This is a genomic window from Micromonospora sp. CA-263727, from assembly GCF_050942455.1.
Taxonomy (GTDB): Bacteria; Actinomycetota; Actinomycetes; order Mycobacteriales; family Micromonosporaceae; genus Micromonospora.
Window position 1 is genome coordinate 4,234,183 of sequence record NZ_CP192031.1, and the last position, 18,283, is coordinate 4,252,465.

General features: G+C 70.7%; 13 protein-coding genes and 1 riboswitch. Of the genes, 6 read left to right on the plus strand and 7 right to left on the minus strand.

From position 1 onward, the window contains the following. Positions 1 to 630 (minus strand): precorrin-8X methylmutase, encoded by a 630-nt coding sequence (locus ACQPYA_RS18510; RefSeq protein ID WP_433528343.1) that lies wholly within the window; start codon positions 628 to 630, stop codon positions 1 to 3. 17 nt (positions 631 to 647) lie between these two features. Then, positions 648 to 1,931 (minus strand): precorrin-3B synthase, encoded by a 1,284-nt coding sequence (locus ACQPYA_RS18515; protein WP_433528344.1) that lies wholly within the window; start codon positions 1,929 to 1,931, stop codon positions 648 to 650. Between the two features lie 67 nt (positions 1,932 to 1,998). Continuing rightward, positions 1,999 to 2,081, plus strand: a riboswitch (cobalamin riboswitch). Between the two features lie 70 nt (positions 2,082 to 2,151). On the opposite strand from ACQPYA_RS18515, the gene cobN reads away from it, so the two are divergent. The 3 genes from cobN (at position 2,152) to ACQPYA_RS18530 (ending at position 8,353) form a co-directional block, all read left to right on the plus strand. Next, positions 2,152 to 5,790: a cobaltochelatase subunit CobN gene (gene cobN, locus ACQPYA_RS18520; RefSeq protein ID WP_433528345.1), complete on the plus strand. Its 3,639-nt coding sequence runs from the start codon at positions 2,152 to 2,154 to the stop codon at positions 5,788 to 5,790. 64 nt (positions 5,791 to 5,854) lie between these two features. Beyond that, positions 5,855 to 6,916, plus strand: a complete 1,062-nt coding sequence (locus tag ACQPYA_RS18525; RefSeq protein WP_433528346.1) for an enolase C-terminal domain-like protein — start codon at positions 5,855 to 5,857, stop codon at positions 6,914 to 6,916. A 201-nt stretch (positions 6,917 to 7,117) separates the two neighbouring features. After that, complete coding sequence (locus tag ACQPYA_RS18530) at positions 7,118 to 8,353, plus strand: MFS transporter (protein WP_433528347.1); 1,236 nt, start codon at positions 7,118 to 7,120, stop codon at positions 8,351 to 8,353. Between the two features lie 145 nt (positions 8,354 to 8,498). Here the strand turns inward: ACQPYA_RS18530 and ACQPYA_RS18535 are convergent, their stop codons facing one another. Continuing rightward, positions 8,499 to 9,614 carry a pyridoxal-phosphate dependent enzyme gene (locus tag ACQPYA_RS18535; RefSeq protein ID WP_433528348.1) on the minus strand — a complete coding sequence of 372 codons (1,116 nt, stop codon included), beginning with the start codon at positions 9,612 to 9,614 and terminating at the stop codon, positions 8,499 to 8,501. A 394-nt stretch (positions 9,615 to 10,008) separates the two neighbouring features. On the opposite strand from ACQPYA_RS18535, the gene ACQPYA_RS18540 reads away from it, so the two are divergent. The 3 genes from ACQPYA_RS18540 to ACQPYA_RS18550 are packed head-to-tail and all read left to right on the plus strand — an operon-like array spanning position 10,009 to position 12,823. After that, positions 10,009 to 10,770: a class I SAM-dependent methyltransferase gene (locus ACQPYA_RS18540; protein ID WP_433528349.1), complete on the plus strand. Its 762-nt coding sequence runs from the start codon at positions 10,009 to 10,011 to the stop codon at positions 10,768 to 10,770. After that, a complete protein-coding gene (locus ACQPYA_RS18545) occupies positions 10,767 to 12,014 on the plus strand; it encodes an ATP-grasp domain-containing protein (RefSeq protein WP_433528350.1) in 1,248 nt (415 codons plus the stop codon). The genes ACQPYA_RS18540 and ACQPYA_RS18545 overlap by 4 nt, the downstream gene beginning before the upstream one ends. Next, the gene (locus tag ACQPYA_RS18550; RefSeq protein WP_433528351.1) at positions 12,011 to 12,823 is read left to right on the plus strand and encodes a class I SAM-dependent DNA methyltransferase; all 813 of its coding nucleotides are present in this window, start codon (positions 12,011 to 12,013) and stop codon (positions 12,821 to 12,823) included. The genes ACQPYA_RS18545 and ACQPYA_RS18550 overlap by 4 nt, the downstream gene beginning before the upstream one ends. 45 nt (positions 12,824 to 12,868) lie before the next feature. Here the strand turns inward: ACQPYA_RS18550 and ACQPYA_RS18555 are convergent, their stop codons facing one another. From ACQPYA_RS18555 to ACQPYA_RS18570, 4 genes are all read right to left on the minus strand, one after another. Further along, positions 12,869 to 13,618 (minus strand): ATP-binding cassette domain-containing protein, encoded by a 750-nt coding sequence (locus ACQPYA_RS18555; protein WP_433528352.1) that lies wholly within the window; start codon positions 13,616 to 13,618, stop codon positions 12,869 to 12,871. A 60-nt stretch (positions 13,619 to 13,678) separates the two neighbouring features. Then, positions 13,679 to 15,637 carry a dipeptide/oligopeptide/nickel ABC transporter permease/ATP-binding protein gene (locus ACQPYA_RS18560; RefSeq protein WP_433528353.1) on the minus strand — a complete coding sequence of 653 codons (1,959 nt, stop codon included), beginning with the start codon at positions 15,635 to 15,637 and terminating at the stop codon, positions 13,679 to 13,681. Continuing rightward, positions 15,634 to 16,611 carry an ABC transporter permease gene (locus tag ACQPYA_RS18565; RefSeq protein ID WP_433528354.1) on the minus strand — a complete coding sequence of 326 codons (978 nt, stop codon included), beginning with the start codon at positions 16,609 to 16,611 and terminating at the stop codon, positions 15,634 to 15,636. Before ACQPYA_RS18565 ends, ACQPYA_RS18560 begins: the two co-directional genes overlap by 4 nt. Positions 16,612 to 16,676: 65 nt before the next feature. Further along, a complete protein-coding gene (locus ACQPYA_RS18570) occupies positions 16,677 to 18,101 on the minus strand; it encodes an ABC transporter substrate-binding protein (protein ID WP_433528355.1) in 1,425 nt (474 codons plus the stop codon). Positions 18,102 to 18,283: the final 182 nt, after the last annotated feature.

Genomic DNA, 18,283 nt, shown 5'->3' on the forward strand with positions numbered 1-18,283 from the left:
TCACTCCACCTCGCTCGCGATGCCGTTCACCGCCGCCGCGGTGACGGCGCTGCCGCCCCGACGCCCGTGCACGACCAGATACGGGATGCCCGCCGGATGCGCGGCCAGCGCCTGTTTGGACTCGGCCGCCCCGATGAACCCGACGGGCACCCCGACGATGGCCGCCGGCCGCCCGGCGCCCTCGTCGATCATCTCCAGCAGCCGGAACAGCGACGTGGGGGCGTTGCCGATCGCCACCACCGCCCCGTCGAGCCGGCCCCGCCACAGCTGCATGGCGGCGGCGCTGCGGGTGGTGCCCAGTTGCCGGGCCAACTCCGGCACCGCCGGGTCGCGCAGCGTGCAGAGCACCTCGTTGCCGGCGGGCAGCCGGCTGCGGGTGATCCCGGCCGCGACCATCGCCGCGTCGCAGAGCAGCGGCGCGCCGGCCGCCAGCGCCGCGTGGCCGGCCGCCACCACCTCCGGGTGGGCGTCCACGTCGTCGGCCAGGTCGACCATGCCGCAGGCGTGGATCATCCGGACCACCACCCGGGAGACGTCGGCGGGAAACCGGGCCAGGTCGGCCTCGGCCCGGATGGTGGCGAACGAGCGACGGTAGATCTCCGCGCCGTCGCGGACATATTCGTAACTCATGCCGCCGCTCCGCTCGTTCATGCCCGGCTCCGTGCCTGTGCCACCCGCTTCGGCAGCGGGCCGTGGTGCTCCTCCCGGTGGCCGGCGACCCGGTAGCCGGCAGCGGTGGCCACCACGATGGCGGCCGGCGCGGCGGGCCGGCCGCAGCAGCGGTCGCAGCCGGCCCAGTGCAGCGGCAGCGCGCCAGCGGCGGAGGGGCCGGCGGCGGCCAGCGCGGCCGTGGCGTCGGCCCGGACGTCGGCCAGCGCGCTGCCACAGCCGGGCCGGCCGGTGCAGGCGGTCACCCCGATCCAGGGCGACGCCGGATCGACGATCAGCCCGGTCTCGACCAGCCCGGGCATGGTCACCGCGGGCAGTCCGACCACCACGATCGTGCGCCACGGGGTCACCACCACGGGCCCGCCGGCCAGCTCCGCGACGGCCTCGGCCTGGGTGGCGGTGAGCCGGCCCAGCGGCGCCGCCGCGACCACGAACCCGGCCGGATGCGGACCGACCCGCGGCGGACCGACCGGGCCGGCGTGCCGCCCGGCTCGCGGCGGACCAACCGGGCCGGCATGCGGCCCTCGCGGAGGATTGACCGGGTCTGCGTGCGGCCCTCGCGGATCGGCCGGTTCGGTGTGCGGCCCGCCGAGGGCGGCGACGATGGCCCCGACGGCCTCCGGCAGGTCGGCGATGCGCCACACGTCCCGCCGGCCGGCGCGCCGGTGCAGGAACGCCCGCGCGGCGGCGACCATCGCGGCGGCCACCTCGTCGCCGGCGACCCGGAGCCCGACGTCCCGGCCGGCCAGCAGCAGCGCGCCGGTGCCGGCGGTCCAGCAGAGGTCGGCGCCGAGGGCGGCGACGTCGCCCCGGCCGTCGTCGAGGGCGACCAGGAACCGGCCGCTCAGCTCGGCGAGGTCGGCCGTGGCGCAGAGCGCGGCGTCGACGGCCGTCACCAGGGGCCGGACGTCGAGGTGCCCGCCGGAGTCCAGGCCGCTCAGCGGCGAGGCGACGATGTTGCGGACCGTCTCGTGGGTGGCGCTGGGCAGCAGCCCCGACGCCACCAGGACGGCGGCGACCCGGTTGACCTCGTCGGCGGCGGGGATGCCCCGCAACTGCACGTTGCCCCGCGAGGTCAGCTCCAGGGTGCCGTCGGCGTGCTGCCGGGCGGCGGCAGCCAGCCGGCGCAGTTGCGGGACGTCCAGCCGGCCGCCGGGGATCCGGACGCGCACCAGCAGGCCGTCGGCGGCCTGGTGGGCCCGCAGCGCCCCGGGACACCGGTCGTCGCCGGAGCGACCGGACGGGGAGGAGACAGCGGGCACGCCCTCATCGTAGAGTCGGGCTCTCGGCGCGGATCCGCGCCGAGATCAGCATCACGCGGTCGGCGTGGAGGAACCCGGTGCGAGTCCGGGGCGGTCCCGCCACTGTCACCGAGCCGGCGCAGCCAGCGTCCGGCCGGGAGCCAGACACTCCGGTCGACCGCGACCGACGGCCACGGGCGCGGACCCGGGGAGGAGTCAACATGCCTGGTCCGGTGACCGCATGATCCTGCTGCTGTCCACCTCGGACACCGACCTGCTCAGCGCCCGGGCCAGCGGCGCCGCGTACCGGCTGGCCAACCCGGCGCGCGTCGGCGAGGAACCCGAGGCGTTGGCCGCCCTGCTCGCCGGGGTCGATCTCGTGGTGGTACGCATCCTCGGCGGCTACCGGATGTGGCAACGCGGCCTCGACACGCTGCTCGCCGGTGACCTGCCGGTGGTCGCCCTCGGCGGTGAGCAGCTACCGGACGCCGACCTGATGGCCCGTTCCACGGTGACCCGGGGCATCGCCGCGCAGGCGCACACCTACCTGGCCCAGGGTGGCCCGGAGAATCTCCGGGAGTTGCACGCCTTCCTCAGCGACACGGTGCTGCTGACCGGCCACGGTTTCGCGCCGCCGGTCGAGCAGCCCAGCTGGGGGGTGATGCCACGCCCGGCGGCCACCGCCTCCCGGCCGACGATCGGGATCCTCTACTACCGGGCGCACCAGCTCAGCGGCAACACCGCCTTCGTGGCGGGGCTCTGCGCGGCCGTCGAGGAGGCCGGCGGGGTGCCGCTGCCGATGTTCTGCGCCAGCCTGCGTACCCCGGATCCGGGGCTGCTGGAGACGCTCGGCCGCGCCGACGCGCTGCTGGTCACGGTCCTCGCCGCCGGGGGGACCCGGCCGGCGGAGGCCGCCGCCGGGGGAGCCGACGAATCCTGGGATGTCGGCGCGTTGGCCGCGCTGGACGTGCCCATCCTCCAGGCGCTGGCGTTGACCCAGGAGCGGGCGACCTGGGTGGAGAGCGACGACGGGCTCAGCCCGCTGGACGCCGCGACCCAGGTGGCCGTGCCGGAGTTCGACGGCCGGCTGATCACCGTGCCGTTCTCGTTCAAGGAGACCGACGCCGACGGGTTGCCGCACTACGTCGCCGACCCGGAGCGGGCCCGCCGGGTCGCCGGCATCGCGGTGCGCCACGCCCGGCTGCGGCACGTGCCGCCGGCGCAGCGGCGGCTCGCGGTGGTGCTGTCGGCGTACCCGACCAAGCACGCCCGGGTCGGCAACGCCGTCGGCCTGGACACCCCGGCCAGCACGGTACGGCTGCTGCGGGCATTGCGCGAGCGCGGCTACGACGTCGGTCCGGTCGAGGGCCCCGGCGCGCTGCCCGGCCTGGTGCCCGGCGGCGACGGCGCGGACGCCGACGGCGACCGGCTCATCCACGCCCTGATCGCCGCCGGTGGCCAGGACCCGGAGTGGCTCACCGAGGAGAAGCTGGCCGGCAACCCGGTACGCGTGCCGGCCGCCACCTACCGCCGCTGGTTCGACGCGCTGCCGGCGGCGCTGCGCGACGCGATGACCCGGCACTGGGGTCCCCCGCCCGGCGAGCTTTTCGTCGACCGCTCCGGCGACCCGGACGGCGAGATCGTCCTCGCCGGCCTGCGCGCCGGCAACCTGCTGCTGATGATCCAGCCGCCGCGCGGGTTCGGCGAGAACCCGGTGGCCATCTACCACGATCCGGACCTACCACCGACCCACCACTATCTAGCCGCGTACCGCTGGCTGGACGAGGAGTTCGGCGCGCACGCCGTGGTGCACCTGGGCAAGCACGGGTCGCTGGAGTGGCTGCCCGGCAAGAACCTGGGCCTCTCCGCGAGCTGCGGCCCGGACGCGGTCCTCGGCGAGCTGCCGCTGGTCTATCCGTTCCTGGTCAACGACCCGGGTGAGGGCGCGCAGGCCAAGCGGCGGGCGCACGCCACCATCGTGGACCACCTGGTGCCGCCGATGGCGCGGGCCGAGAGCTACGGCGACATCGCGCGGCTGGAACAACTGCTCGACGAGCACGCCAACATCGCCACCATGGACCCGGCCAAGCTGCCCGCCATCCGGGGGCAGATCTGGACGCTGATCCAGGCCGCGCGGCTCGACCACGACCTGGGGTTGGCGCAGCGGCCCCACGACGCCGAGTTCGACGACTTCCTGCTGCACGTCGACGGCTGGCTCTGCGAGGTCAAGGACGCCCAGATCCGCGACGGCCTGCACGTGCTCGGCCACGCCCCCACCGGCGAGGCGCGGGTCAACCTGATGCTGGCCATCCTGCGGGCCCGTCAGGTCTTCGGCGGGCAGGCCGACGCCGTACCCGGGCTACGCGCCGCGCTCGGCCTCGACGAGTCCGTGGCGGAGCAGTCCGCCGAGGTGGACCGGATCGAGGCGGTGGCCCGGCGGCTGGCCGAGGAGATGGAACGTCACGACTGGGCCGCCGACGCCGTGGACGGGGCCGTCGCCGAGGTGCTCGGCGAGGGCCACCCGCACGGCGACGCCGTACGGCGGGTGCTCGCCTTCGCCGCGACCGAGGTCGCGCCCCGGCTGGCCGGCACCACCGGGGAACTCGACGCGGTCCTGCACGCCCTCGACGGCGGTTACGTGCCGGCCGGGCCGAGCGGCTCGCCGCTGCGCGGACTGGTCAACGTGCTGCCGACCGGCCGCAACTTCTACACCGTCGACCCGAAGGCGATCCCGAGCCGGCTGGCCTGGGAGACCGGGCAGGCCATGGCGACCTCGCTGCTGGAGCGCTACCGCCGCGACACCGGCGACTGGCCCCGCTCGGTCGGGCTGTCGGCGTGGGGCACGTCGGCGATGCGTACCGCCGGTGACGACATCGCCGAGGTGCTCGCGCTCATCGGCGCGCAGCCGGTCTGGGATCCCGCGTCCCGGCGGGTCACCGGCGTCGAGATCGTCCCGCTGGCCGACCTGGGCCGCCCCCGCATCGACGTCACGCTGCGCATCAGTGGCTTCTTCCGGGACGCCTTCCCGCACGTGGTGCTGCTGCTGGACGACGCGATCCGCGCCGTGGCCGCCCTCGACGAGCCGGACGAGGAGAACTACCTCGCCGCGCACGCCCGCGCCGACGCCGCCCGGCACGGCGACGAGCGCCGCGCCACCACCCGCATCTTCGGCTCCAAGCCCGGCGCGTACGGCGCCGGGCTGTTGCCGCTGATCGACAGCGGCAACTGGCGCGACGACGCCGACCTGGCCGAGGTCTACACCGTCTGGGGTGGCTTCGCCTACGGCCGTGACCTGGACGGGCGTCCCGCCCGCGACGACATGGAGTCGGCGTACCGGCGGATCGCGGTGGCGGCGAAGAACACCGACACCCGCGAGCACGACATCGCCGACTCCGACGACTACTTCCAGTACCACGGCGGGATGATCGCCACGGTGCGGGCGTTGACCGGGCAGGCGCCCCGGGCGTACATCGGCGACAGCACCAACCCGGACGCGGCCCGGACCCGGTCGCTGACCGAGGAGACCGCGCGGGTGTTCCGCGCCCGGGTGGTCAACCCCCGGTGGATCGCCGCGATGCGCCGGCACGGCTACAAGGGCGCGTTCGAGATGACCGCCACGGTGGACTACCTCTTCGGCTACGACGCCACCGCCGGGGTGGTCGCCGATTGGATGTACGAGCAACTGGCCCAGAGCTACGTGCTGGACCCGGAGAACCAGGAGTTCCTGCGCCGGTCGAACCCGTGGGCGCTGCGCGGCATCGTGGAGCGGCTGACCGAGGCCGCCGACCGGGGCCTGTGGGCCAAACCCGACCCGGCGGTGATGGACGCGCTCCGGCAGGCGTACCTGGAGGTGGAGGGCGACCTGGAGGACGCCGGCTGAACCGAGCCAGGCCCTTGATTCACCGACATAGATTTTTTGTAGTGATGGTGACATCCTGGCTGCTATGGAGGTGCGCGCCGGCCGTGTGGCATTACGTTTGTCGACGGTGTTTCGGAGTGCTGGTTTTGCCTACGACTCGACGGATACGTGTGTCGTGACGGTCGTGCACGACGGCGTCACCAGTTGGGGAGAGGGGACTCCGGCGTGGGCTCATGGCGAGACGGTCGAGGAGGTCATCGCGGCGGTCGAGGCGCAGGGGCGGGAAGTTCTCGGCTCTGATTTGTCTGATCCAGGCAGGGTGCTGGATCGGGTGGCGGAGTGGGCCGCGCCCGTCGGCGCCCGAATGGCTCTTGACGGCGCGGTGCATGACTGGATCGGCAGGTCCGCAGGCGTACCGACATGGCAGCTTCTTGGCGTGCCTCGCACCTTCGTCAAGCCGACGGGGTACACGATCGGGATCGGCAGCGTCGCGCAGAGCCTGACGGCGGTAGCGGCTGCTCCGCCGGTGGGCGCGTACAAGATGAAGGTGCGGGGCGCCGAGGACATCGACCGGCTGGTCGCCGTCCGGGCCGTGACGAATCTGCCGATCCGGATCGATGCCAACGAGGCGTGGGATTTCGAGACAGCCCGGGATCTGACGCCACGGTTACGGGGCCTCGATATTCAGCTCGTTGAGCAGCCTTTCCCGAGGGAGACGGTAGACGCCTATCTCCGGTACCGGAAGGTGCCGGGCCGGCTGCCGGTGTTCCTGGATGAGGGTTGCACCGATGTGGCCAGTGTTCACGCCGCGCGAGGGCTTGCCGATGGGGTGGTGGTGAAGCTGGCAAAGTCGGGGGGTGTGCACGCCACCCGACGGGTGATAGACGCCGCGCGGCAGGTGGGCTTGTCGGTGATGTTGAGCTGCAACTGTGAGTCGGAGTTGGCGCTCAGCCAGGCGGCTTTGCTGGCGCCGCTGGCCGATGAGATCGACATCGACAGTCAGTTTCTTCTGCGTGATCCGCCGTTTCGTGGGTTGGGGCTCGATCGGGGTCGGATCGTCCTTGGGGATGCGCCCGGCTTGGGTGTGGTGGCCACCGAATCTGGCCGCTTGGCTTCTGGGGCGCGATCCGGGCCGGCGGGGTCCTGACGCCGTCCCGTGTGCGAGCGGAGCGTTTGGCTTACATTGCGGACAAGCGGGTGCGATCTTCGTCGATGGTTTGCTGCTGAGGACAGGGACGCGGTGGACGTGGTTCTGGTCGGAGGCCGCGGTGGACCTGAGTTGGCCTGAGGGGACGAAACGGCGTTTCGCCGAATTTACCCGGTCCGGTTGTCACAGGTCGGCCGGGTGATGGCGGTGCCGATCTCGTCTCAGGCGGGGGCTCGGGAGCGCCGGGGGCTCGGTGGGGGCGCTTTCACGCGCGCTCAGGTCGCGGTGTTGGCCGGCGGCTTCCTGGTCAATGTTGGCTCTTTCTCGATCTATCCGTACATGGCGGTGCTGCTGCGTGAGCGGATGGGCGTGGGGATGGCGCAGGTCGGAGTGGTGCTCGGCGCAGCGACCCTGGTGCAGTTCGCCAGCGCTCCGGCGACTGCGGCGGTGGCCGAGCGGCTGGGGTTGAAGCGGTCGCTGGTCGCCGCGTTGGTCTTGTACAGCCTCGGGGGTTCGGCGTTTTTTCTGGGGACGGGCAGCCCACTGTTCACGATCGCGGGTCTGTTGCTCATCTCTGGCGGCGGGTCGCTGTATTCGCCGGCATACCGCAGCTATCTGGTGCACGGGGTCGGTGGTGAGCAGCGGCCCCGGCTGGTGTCAGCGGGCAACGCGGCCGGCAACCTCGGTATCGCCGTCGGGCCGGTCGTGGGGGCGCTGCTCGTCCAACGACCGGATGAGATGTTCACCATCGTCACGGCGGTCTACACCAGCGTGGCACTCGGTCATGTGTTCCTTCGTCGGGAGCGGCGGACCGCCGATGCCCCGCCGGTGGAACCGTTCCGCCGGATGATGCACGGGGTGGCGGTGTTGCCGTTCGTCGTCACTGCCCTGTCCTTCTACGTTCACATGCAGTTCTATCAATATCTCTCCAGCTATGCGCAGGGTCGGGTGGCCACCCTGCTGTTCGGGGCGGCCATGATGGGCTACTCCCTTGGCTTGGTGGTCGTGCAGCCCCTGATGGCACAACGGGTCGAGAAGATGAGCTATCCGACCGCGATGGCGATCGGGTTCGGCTGTCTGACGACGGGGATGGTCGCGTTCACCGGCGGTAATGGTCCGGCGATCGTAGTCGGGGTCGCCGCGATCAGTGTCGGCAGCGCGGTGTTGTTCCTCAAGAACGACCTCGAAGCGTTGGCGCGATCGAAAAGGTCGGCGACCGTGGTCTTCGGCCAGCAGCGGCTGGCCGTCGGCGTCGGTTCGTTCCTCAGCGGCGTGGTCGGCGGCACCGTGTACGAGGTGTTCGAACGCGGCGGGTTCCTCCCCGGATTCTGGCTGGTCGTGGCCGCACAATGTGTCGTCTTGCCGATCTTTGTACTGGTGGTGGGGCGATGGCGGGTCCGCTGCCTGCCGTGGGACCGCCACGTTCAGCGCGATTGAGACGAGGGCCGGGGTGCGATGCCGCCTGCCTGGGCTTGATATGCAGTCGGGCCAGGGTGGGTTTCACCGAGGCAGCCATTGGCGAGGACTCCTGGCGGTCGACGTCGGCCTTTCCGGGGCGTCTTCGCCAGGAGGGGCGACGCTTTCATCCGGTGGCCGCAGGACGGCCGGTTGGCGGCTGCGGTCGTGGAGAGCCGGACGCAGCGGCGCTGAGCTGGTCGGAACCGACCCCCGGCGGGTAGTCGCGTCGCGCCCACGGCATGGTCGACCAGGGCGGAGACAGATCGTCGAGGGAGTTGATCTCGACGGGCTCCAGCGTGTTCGCGTCGGCGGCCTCGCGGTGACGAGCGAAGACCTTGTCGACGTACCGGTGGCCGGTGTCCGCACCGATCAGCAGGTGCACCCGTTCCGGATGGTGCCGGACTTCCCATCGGGCGGCGAGATATGCCGCGCCGGTGGAGAGGCCGGCGAAGATCGCGTGAGAGCGCATGAGCGCGATTGTGCCGGCCATGGCGTGGCGGAAGGTAAGCCAATGCACCTGGTCGTAGAGTCCGTGGCGGACGTTGTCGAAGGGGATGGCGCTGCCGATGCCGGCGATGATGGCCTCCGGGTCCAGGAAGCGTTCGCTGCCGAAGCTCACACTGCCGAAGGGCTGGACACCCACCAGCCGGGTTGAGGGGTCCTGCTCGCGGATCGGCTGGATCAGGCCGGCGCTTGACGCGCCGGTGCCGACGGCGGCGACCACGGCGAGCGGGGCTTGCGGGATGGCGGCCCGCACGAGCGTCGCCAGTTCGGCGTAGCCAAGGCGGTGCACCGGGTCGTGGTACTGCCGCATCCAGTGCATGCCGGGATTGGCGCGCAAAAGCTCTTGGACCCGCGCCACGCGCCGGTTCTGGTCGAGCCGCAGGTCGCTCTCGGTGGGCATCTGGTCCACGGTGGCGCCGAGGATCTCCAATTGCGACCGGATGGTCGGGGTCACGGTGGTCGAGGCGACGATGTGGCATCGTAGGCCGTAGCGGTGACAGGCCAGGGCCAGAGCCAACGCATAGATGCCGCTGGAACTGTCGATCAGAGTGTCGCCGGGGCGGATGGTGCCCGCGGCCAGTAGCGCCCGGACCGCGCCGAGGGCGGCATAGACCTTCAGTGTCTCGAAGCGGGCGAGAACCATGGTCTCCGACAGACGGATGAGGCTCGGTGTCTTGATGGCGTCGGTGACATGGGAGTGCAGCGGCGGGGTCGTCGGTGCGCCCGTGAACGGCATGGGATGATCGCTCCTCGGCGTGGACAGCGGGTCGCGGTGGGTCGGTGGCCGACCGCCCGGATGGATCCTTGACCACGACAGACTTGTTGCATTGTCGTTTGTGGATGTAGGCGGTCAGCGGATATCCGGCGCTCGTCGGATGGAGGCGTGACTTCTGCCGGCTTCGGCTGTCAGCTTGGTCGCTCCGCCGGATAGATTAGTTCCGGACTTCCACACGATGCCCTTCGGCTTGATCTTGGTATTTGAGTTTGCCCTGCATCGATAGCCGGCGCACATTCGCCAACGGTTGTCAAGTGCGGCGGGGGAACTAATTCTTTCGCTCGTGACAGGGAACTTCCGCGCACTGCCTGGCGACCTGTAGTGCGTCGGTCGTCGAACGAGTTCGGAGTCGCCTGTGGAGTGGTTTGAAGACGACGGGTTCTGGGTGGACTTCGCGGGGGCGCTGTTCGCTCCGCACCGCCGACAGGAGGCACAGCGGTGGGTGGCAACGTCGCCGCTGTTCACGGTGACGACCGGGACCAGGGCGCTGGATCTGGGCTGCGGGCCGGGTACCTACGCTGTTCCGCTCGCCGCGCGGGGTGCCCAGGTCACCGGGGTTGATTTGAGCGCGGCGATGTTGGACCAAGCCCGCACGGCGAGCAAGGAGGCTGGGGTCGCGCTGCGGCTGGTTCGCGCCGACATGCGCGAGTTCGTGGAGCCGGCCTGCTATGAGCTGGTCATCAGCATGTACACGTCGTTCGGCTACTTCGCCGATCCGGAACAGAATCAGCTGGTGCTACGCCACGCCTGGCAGAGCCTGGTGCCGGGTGGTCGGCTGCTGATGGACTTGTTCAGCAAGGAGATCTTCGCCCGGTGGGCCGGCACTCCGAAGACGGTCGAGGTGGACGGTGGTTACCTGTTCATGCGGGACACCGTCCTGGACGACTGGACCCGGTTCCGCAGCGACTGGACCCTGGTCCGGGGCGTCACCGCTCGGCACGGGTTCTTCGAACAGTTCGTCTACAGCGCCGCCGAGATCCGCGCCATGCTCGCCGCCGCCGGATTCACCGGGATCGTCTGCTTCGGGGGCTTCGCCGGAGAACCGTACGACAACAACGCGAAGCGACTCGTCGTGCAGGCGACCCGACCGCCGGAGAGCGAGGGGGACCTCGCATGACCATCGTGCTCCTCGAAGCGCTCACCTTCGGTCTAGCCCGCCTGCGCGACGCCGCCACCGCTGCCGGACACCGGCTGTGCCTGCTCACTGGAAATCGGTCGGTCTACGCGTACGAACTTGACCACCTCGGTCCGCAGGAGCTGGAAGTGATCGACGTCGACACCACCGACGTGGACGCCTGCGCGGCGATCCTCGACCGAGTCCCTGACCTGGCCGGGTTGGTCAACTCCACCGACACCTGGATGCTGCCCGGCGCGCAGCTGGCGCAACGGTACGGCCTGGCCACCCTCGGCCCGCAGGTCGCTCGCACCCTGCGGGACAAGGCGCACGTCCGTACCCTGCTGCACCGGGCCGGACTCAGCCGCGCCGACGCGACCCGGGTCAAGGCCACGGCCGAGGCGGTCACCGACGCGGTCGCGGCGATCGGCTACCCGATGATCCTGAAGGACTCGGCGGGCACCTCTTCCCGGTCGGTCTGGCTGATCCGCGACGACACCGAACGCGACCGGGCCGCCCGCGAGGTCGCCGACGCCACCCTGCTGGGCCCGCATCTGGTGGCCGAACCCTACTTCCCCGGCCCCGTCTACAGCGCCGAGACAGTCAGCTGGCAGGGACACACGAGACTCCTTGGGATCGCCGTGCACGTCCACACCCCGGAACCGGTACGCCGGGAAGAGGCAGTCGCCTTTCCGGTCGCCTTTCCACGAGCCGACCTGGATCGACTGGAGGGCTGGATAGGTCGGATCCTCGCCGCGGTCGGATTCGCCGACGGCGTGGCCCACACCGAGTTCGCGCACACCCCGGCCGGCCCGGAGGTCGTGGAGATCAACGGACGGATCGCCGGGGCGGTCATCGGGGAGATGATGTGCCGCTCGCTCGGCGTGAATGTGTACACGGCGGTGATCGACGCCGCGCTGGGTCGGCGCCCCCAACTGCTGGACGCGGCACTGGCCTCCGGCTGCGGTTACGGCATGACGTTCCTGCACCCACCGGCCGCCGGCCGGCTCGCCGGCTGGCATGGTCCCGAGCGGCTGCCGATCTTCCCCGGCAGCCCGGAGTTCTTCCTGACCGCCCAGGTCGGCGACCAGATCATTCACCTCGCCGACCAACGTGGTTGCACCGCCCTGGTGATGGCCGAGGGGCCCACCGCCGAAATCGGCCTGTACCACTCGCTTGCCGCCGCCGGCACCGTCACCCACGACATGCGACCGCTGGACGGACTGCCCTGGACAGGAGCCCCATGAGCACGTACGGACCGGAAACCTACGGTGAGCGCAACGCCGACGTCTACGACGAGTGGCACGCCGACCTCGACCCGACCGACGCGGTGCAGTGCCTGGCCGGCCTGATCGAGGAGGGGCCGGCAGGGCCAGTCCTGGAACTCGCCGTCGGCACCGGCCGGGTCACCATCCCCCTCGCCGAGCGCGGTGTCGACCTGCGGGGCATCGACGCCTCCGAGGCGATGGTGGCCCACATGCGGGCCAAACCCGGCGGCGACCAGATCCCGGTCGCCATCGGCGACATGGCCGACGTCGACCCGGGCACCGACGACCGCTTCGCCATGATCTTCGTCGTCTTCACCACCTTCTTTTTCCTGATGACGCAGGAAGATCAAGTGCGCTGCTTCGCCAACGTCGCCCGACGCCTCCTACCAGGAGGCCGATTCGTGCTGGAATGCCTGGTGCCTGACCTCGCCCGCTACCAGCGGCAGCAGAGCGTCGACGCCCACCGCGTCGACCACGACCACGTCCGTCTCGTCGCGGTACGCCACGATCCGGTCGACCAACGCTTCGACGGCCAGCACATTCTCATCACCAACGAAGGCATCCGCCTGGCTCCGGTGTCGATGCGCTACGCCTGGCCCTCCGAACTCGACCTCATGGCCCGCCTCAGTGGACTGCACCGCCGCCACCGCTGGGGCGGCTGGCGCCGCGAGCCCTACCTCGGCACCGGCACCCACGTCACCATCTACGAGAAGCCCGCCGACGAGGAACAACTCGCCCGCAACCGTGCCGCCCGGCCGGATTCGCAGCACGCGGCGCCGGCCAGGTAGCGAGACGATGCCTGCCACGAGCAGTTTGAGGCACCAGCGCCGACGTCACCCGCTGCGAGAAGTCCGCACAGCAGTCCGGCTCACGTCCAGGCCAATGGCGGGGGTTGCGGCGAGCAGTTCCCGGGTGTAGGGATGGCGAGGGTTGCTGCCGACCTGTTTGGTCGTGCCCTGTTCGACGATGCGGCCGTGGCGCATGACCGCGACCCGGTCGGCGAACTGTTGGACGACGGCGAGGTCGTGGGAGATGAACAGGCAGGCCAGGTCGAGCTGATCGCGGAGGTCGCACAGCAGGTTGAGGATGGTCGCCTGCACCGAGACGTCGAGCGCGGTGACCGGTTCGTCGCACACCAGGAGGCGCGGCCTCAGGGCCAGTGCGCGGGCGATCGCGACCCTTTGCTGCTGGCCTCCGGACAGTTGCCGGGGCCGACGGTCACCAAGCTGCGGATCGAGTCCGACGAGGTTCAGCACCTCGGCGACGCGCGCGGCCCGCGAGCGAGCGTCGCCGATGTGGTGGATGTGCAGTGGCTCGGTGACGGCCTGACGCACCGTCTGCCGTGGGCTGAGGGTCAGATAGGGGTCCTGGAACACCATCTGCACCTGGCGTCTATGCGTCCGTAACGTCCGGCCGCGCAGGGCGTGCACGTCGACGCCGCAGAACCGCACCACGCCGGTGAGGGGTCGGTGTAGTCCCGTGATGACCCGGGCGAGGGTGGTCTTCCCGCAGCCCGATTCGCCGACGAGTCCGACGATCTCGCCGCCCGCGACGTGTAGTGTCACGTCCTCGACGACGGTCACCAGTCCGCGTCGCTGACGCCTGGGGTGGCCGGCGGTGAGTCGTTCGACCTCCAGCATCGCTCACACCCCATCCGGGTCGCGGGCGGTCTCAGCGGCGAGTGCCGGCCCGTCGGACTGCTGTCGAGGGCACGCCGACCGGTGAGCCGGTAGGGAGGTCAAGGCCAGCAGCCTGGGCTGCTGGTGCGCGCATTCCGGCACGACGTCCGGGCAGCGGGGTGCGAACGCGCAGCCGGTGGTGTCGTCCGGTCCGGCACCGGTGCGGCCTGGCATGGTGCGGAACCGGGTGCCCGGTACGGTCCCGGGGCGCGGCACGGCGTCGAGTAGACCCCGGGTGTAGGGGTGGTCGGGGTTGCCGATCACGGCGTCGAGGGGCCCGGATTCCACGATCCGGCCGGCATACATGACGGCCACGTTGTCGGCCAGCCGGGTGACCACCGCCAGGTCGTGGCTGACGATGATCATGGCCATACCCAGTTCGTCGCGGAGCCGTGCCAGCAGGTCGAGTAGCCGCGCCTGCACGGTCACGTCGAGTGCGGAGGTCGGTTCGTCGGCGACGAGCAACTCCGGCTCACCTGCGATCGCGATGGCGATCTGGACGCGTTGGCGCATCCCGCCGGACAGTTGGTGGGGAAACTGGCGGGTGACCGTGGCGGGATCGGGAAGCCCGGCCAGGTGCAGCAGGTCTTCGCTGACCCGGCGGATCGCCGTCCGCTGGCCGGGGTTGCCGGCATTGCGTACGGCCTCGTCGACATGCGCGCCGACACTGCGGAGTGGATTGAGTGCGGCGAGGCTGTCCTGAAAGACCACGCCCACGCGGCGGCCGTTGATCTGGCGTCGCTCCCGTGGGGTGAGTCCGACGAGTTGCCGCGCCGCCGCGCCGGCTTCCCACATCGCCGAGCCGGTGACGACCGCGCTGGGGTCCAGCAGGCCGAAGGAGGCCAACGCGGAGGTCGTCTTGCCGCTGCCGGACTCGCCGACGATCGCCAGGATCTTCCCTCGTGGGACGTCGTAGGAGACGTCGGCGACGACACGTCGGTGCTCACTGCCGCGCGGGTAAGCCACGGACAGGTTCCGGACACGCAGCAGGGTGCCGTCCCCGGCGGACGTGGTCGCGATGGTGGCCGGCACACCCGTGACTCGCGCAGCCAGCGCCCGCCCGCCCCGGACACGCAGACGCCCGGGGAGCACCCAGCGCAGGATCGAGGGCCGCTCGTCGCCGACCGCCAGCCGCTCGCCCAGCAGGTTACTCGCGAATACGACGGCGGTGATCGCCAGTCCGGGCGGGTAGGCCAGCCACCACGCCGAGGCCAGGTGAGGGCGCCCCTCCACGAGCATCTGACCCCATTCCGCCTGCGGCGGGGGGATACCCAGACCGAGAAAGCTCAGCGTGGCGACACCGAGCACGATGGCGCCGACATCGGTGCTGGCGTACACCAGACACGGCGCGAGGGCCGGCGGAAGCAGGTGCCGGCAGATGATGCGTACGGGGCCGGCGCCGAGCAGCCGCAGCGCGTCCAGATGCGGGCTGGCCCGCAGGCCCGTGACCCGGGCACGCGCGATGCGCGCGTACGGCGCCCATGCCCACAGCGACATGGCGATCACGAGGTTCTCCACACCGGGGCCCCGCACGCCGATGACCGCCAGCGCCACGAGCATCCCCGGTAGTGAGACCGCCATGTCGATGACCCGGGAGACGATCCGGTCGACAAACCCACCCGCATAGCCGGCGGTCGTGCCGGCGACGACCCCGACGGTCACCGAGATCGCCAGGACCGCCGCCGTGACCGCGAGCGAGATACGTGCCCCGTGGATGATCCGGCTGAGTTGGTCGCGGCCGAGTTGATCAGTGCCGAGCAGATGCTCCGCCGACGGCGGCAGCAGGCTGGCCGCCAGATCGTTGGCCGTCGGATCGGCCGGCGCCAGGATCGGTGCCAGGACCCCCACGGTCGCGAACACCGCCAAGGGCAACGCGACCAGAACGGTCCGTGCCGGCCCGCGTCGACGCGGCCCGGCGGTCATGCCGTGACCGCCCGTACATCCTCGGGAACCTGCCCGGCACCACCGCGGCCCCAGCGTGGCCGAGGTATCCGCAGGTGCGTCCCCGGGCCCCGGCTAGATCGCGGGTCGATGAGAACCTGCAACACGTCGGCGAGCCGGTTGGCCAAGATGAACCCTCCGCCCAGCACCAGCGCGCTGGCCTGCAGCGCCGGGATGTCCCGGGCCGCAGCCGCGTATACGAAGTACGCCCCGAGACCGGGCCACCCGAAGATCTGCTCCACCACGACAGTGCCCACCAGCATGCTGCCGACAGTGACTCCGGTGACGGACAGGATCGGCCCGGCCGCGTTCGGCAGGCCATCGCGGACCACGATCGACACCGGGCTGCTCCCCCGGGCCACAGCGGCGAGGACATACGGCCGGTCAAGTGCCTCCCGTAACGTGACAGCCACCACCCGGCTCAGGACGCCGGCCGCCGGCAGCCCGAGCACCGCCATCGGCATCACCCACGTCGCCGGGCTGGCCATCCCCGAGGTCGGGACCAGTCGCAACCGCAGCGCCAGAACCAGAACCAGCAGGTAGCTCAGCCAGAACGCCGGCACCGAGGTCGCCAGCAGCGCCCCGATCCGCAACACGCCGCGCAGCAAACCACGCTTCGACACCGCCCCGACGATGCCGGCCGTCACCCCCACCACGAGCGCCACCACGACAGAACCCGCGACCAGCCCCACCGTCACGCCCATCCGATCGGCTATCTCAGGCCCGATCGGCAAATCCGTTCGCAGCGACACCCCGAAATCACCGGTGCTCGCGTCGGCCAGCCACCGCAGGTACCGCACCGCAGCGGGAGCATCCAGCCCCAACTCGACACGGACCGCCTCCACCTGTTCAGGAGTCGCCGGCCGGCCAGCCCGAGTCGCCGCCAGAATCGCCGCCGGGTCACCGCGCGCCAGCAGAACGAGCGCGAAGGTGCCGGCGGACAGTGCGAGAAGCACACCGACCGTGTCGACAACCCACCGTGTCAGGTAGCCGCCGGCGGAACGCAGACGCCCGGGAACGCTCACCGAACAGTAACCCCGGCCAGGTCGAGAGTCACGTCGGTAGGGGGCACCGCGAAGCCATCCACCCCGGCCCGCACCGCCCACAGCCGTGGCCGGTAGACCAACGGCACGAATCCGGCGTCAGCAGCCACCGCATCGTAAAGCGCCTGGTAAGCCACGGCACGGGCGGCGGAATCCCGGGCGAACAACGCCTTGTCGACCAGGTCCTCGGTGGCCGGCGTCACCCACAGCGGCGCCCGCGCCCCATCGGTGAACAGCGACACGATCGAGCTGGACGGATCATACGGTGCCCCCAGGGTCTCGAAGAACGTGATGTCGTACCTGCCCTCGGCCCGCTCGTCGTAGTAGGCGGCGGCATCCACCGGAACCAACTCCACGCCGATGCCCACCTCCTTCAACGAAGCGGCGATCGCGGCGGCCATGGTGCGAGGATCGAGCTGTCCCTCAGCCGGTGCTGCTGGGATGAGCATCCGCAGCGACAGCGGCCTACCGTCCCTGACCCGGGTTTCACCACTCTGGACGTACCCAGCGGCGTCCAACACGCTGCGCGCAGCTGCCTGGTCGAAACCCACCGGCAGGTCCGTGCCGGAATCCGGCACACCCGGCGGGAACACCCGCCGAGCCGGCTCCGCAAAGCCCAAGAACAACGCCTGCGCCAGCGCTCCGGTGTCGATCGCCTTGCCAACAGCCTGCCGGACGGCCCTGTCGCCCGCAGGGCCGTCCGGATTGAAGCCCAGCAGAATCGAGACATCCGCCGCGCCGCTGAGCAGTTCGGCACCGGCGTGCTCACGCAGCGACCGCGCCTCCACCGGCGTGATCGGCGCCAGATAGCCGCCACCAATCAAATCGATCTCACCGTTGGTGAGGGCGTCAACACGTGCCTGAGAATCCGGGATGACCTTGAACTCAAGTCGCTCTAGACCAGGTTTCGGCCCCCAGTAGTCGTCGTTGCGGGCCAAGACGACACCAGTGGCGCTACTCGACACGAACTTCCACGCCCCGGTGCCCACCGGCTCCTGAAACGTCCCATCCGCAGCCACCGACGCGGGACTCAGCAGCCGCACCGGACGAACGATCGACAACTCCTGTAGCAGAGGCTCGTACGACTCGGACAACGTGAGTAGGACAGTGTCCGCATCCGGAGCCTCGACGGAGGTGATGACCTGCGACGCCCGAAAGAACGAGAAACGCTTGTTGCCCACCCACCGGTCGAAGTTCCACTTCACGGCAGCGGCATCAAGCGGAGTACCGTCGCTGAACCGCACACCGTCACGCAGCTCAAAGCTCACCTGCCGGCCGTCTTCGGCAACCGTCCACGACTGCGCCAGACCCGGCTCCACCCGCCCGTCCCTGCCATAGCTGACCAACGGCTCGTAGATCGCGTCCAGCAACAAGAAGTTGCCCGTGAACGCATGCGGATCCAACGCACCCGACTCCGCACTTAACCCGACACGCAACGTGGTCGACGAGACACCACCCCCGGGGTCCGAGCCACAGGCGCTGAGAAGCGCGATCGCTACAGCGAGAACGGCAACAAGCGGACGAGGTCGCGACACGATCACTCCTGATGCACATCTGTCGATGAAACGAGGGGACTCAGTAGGAG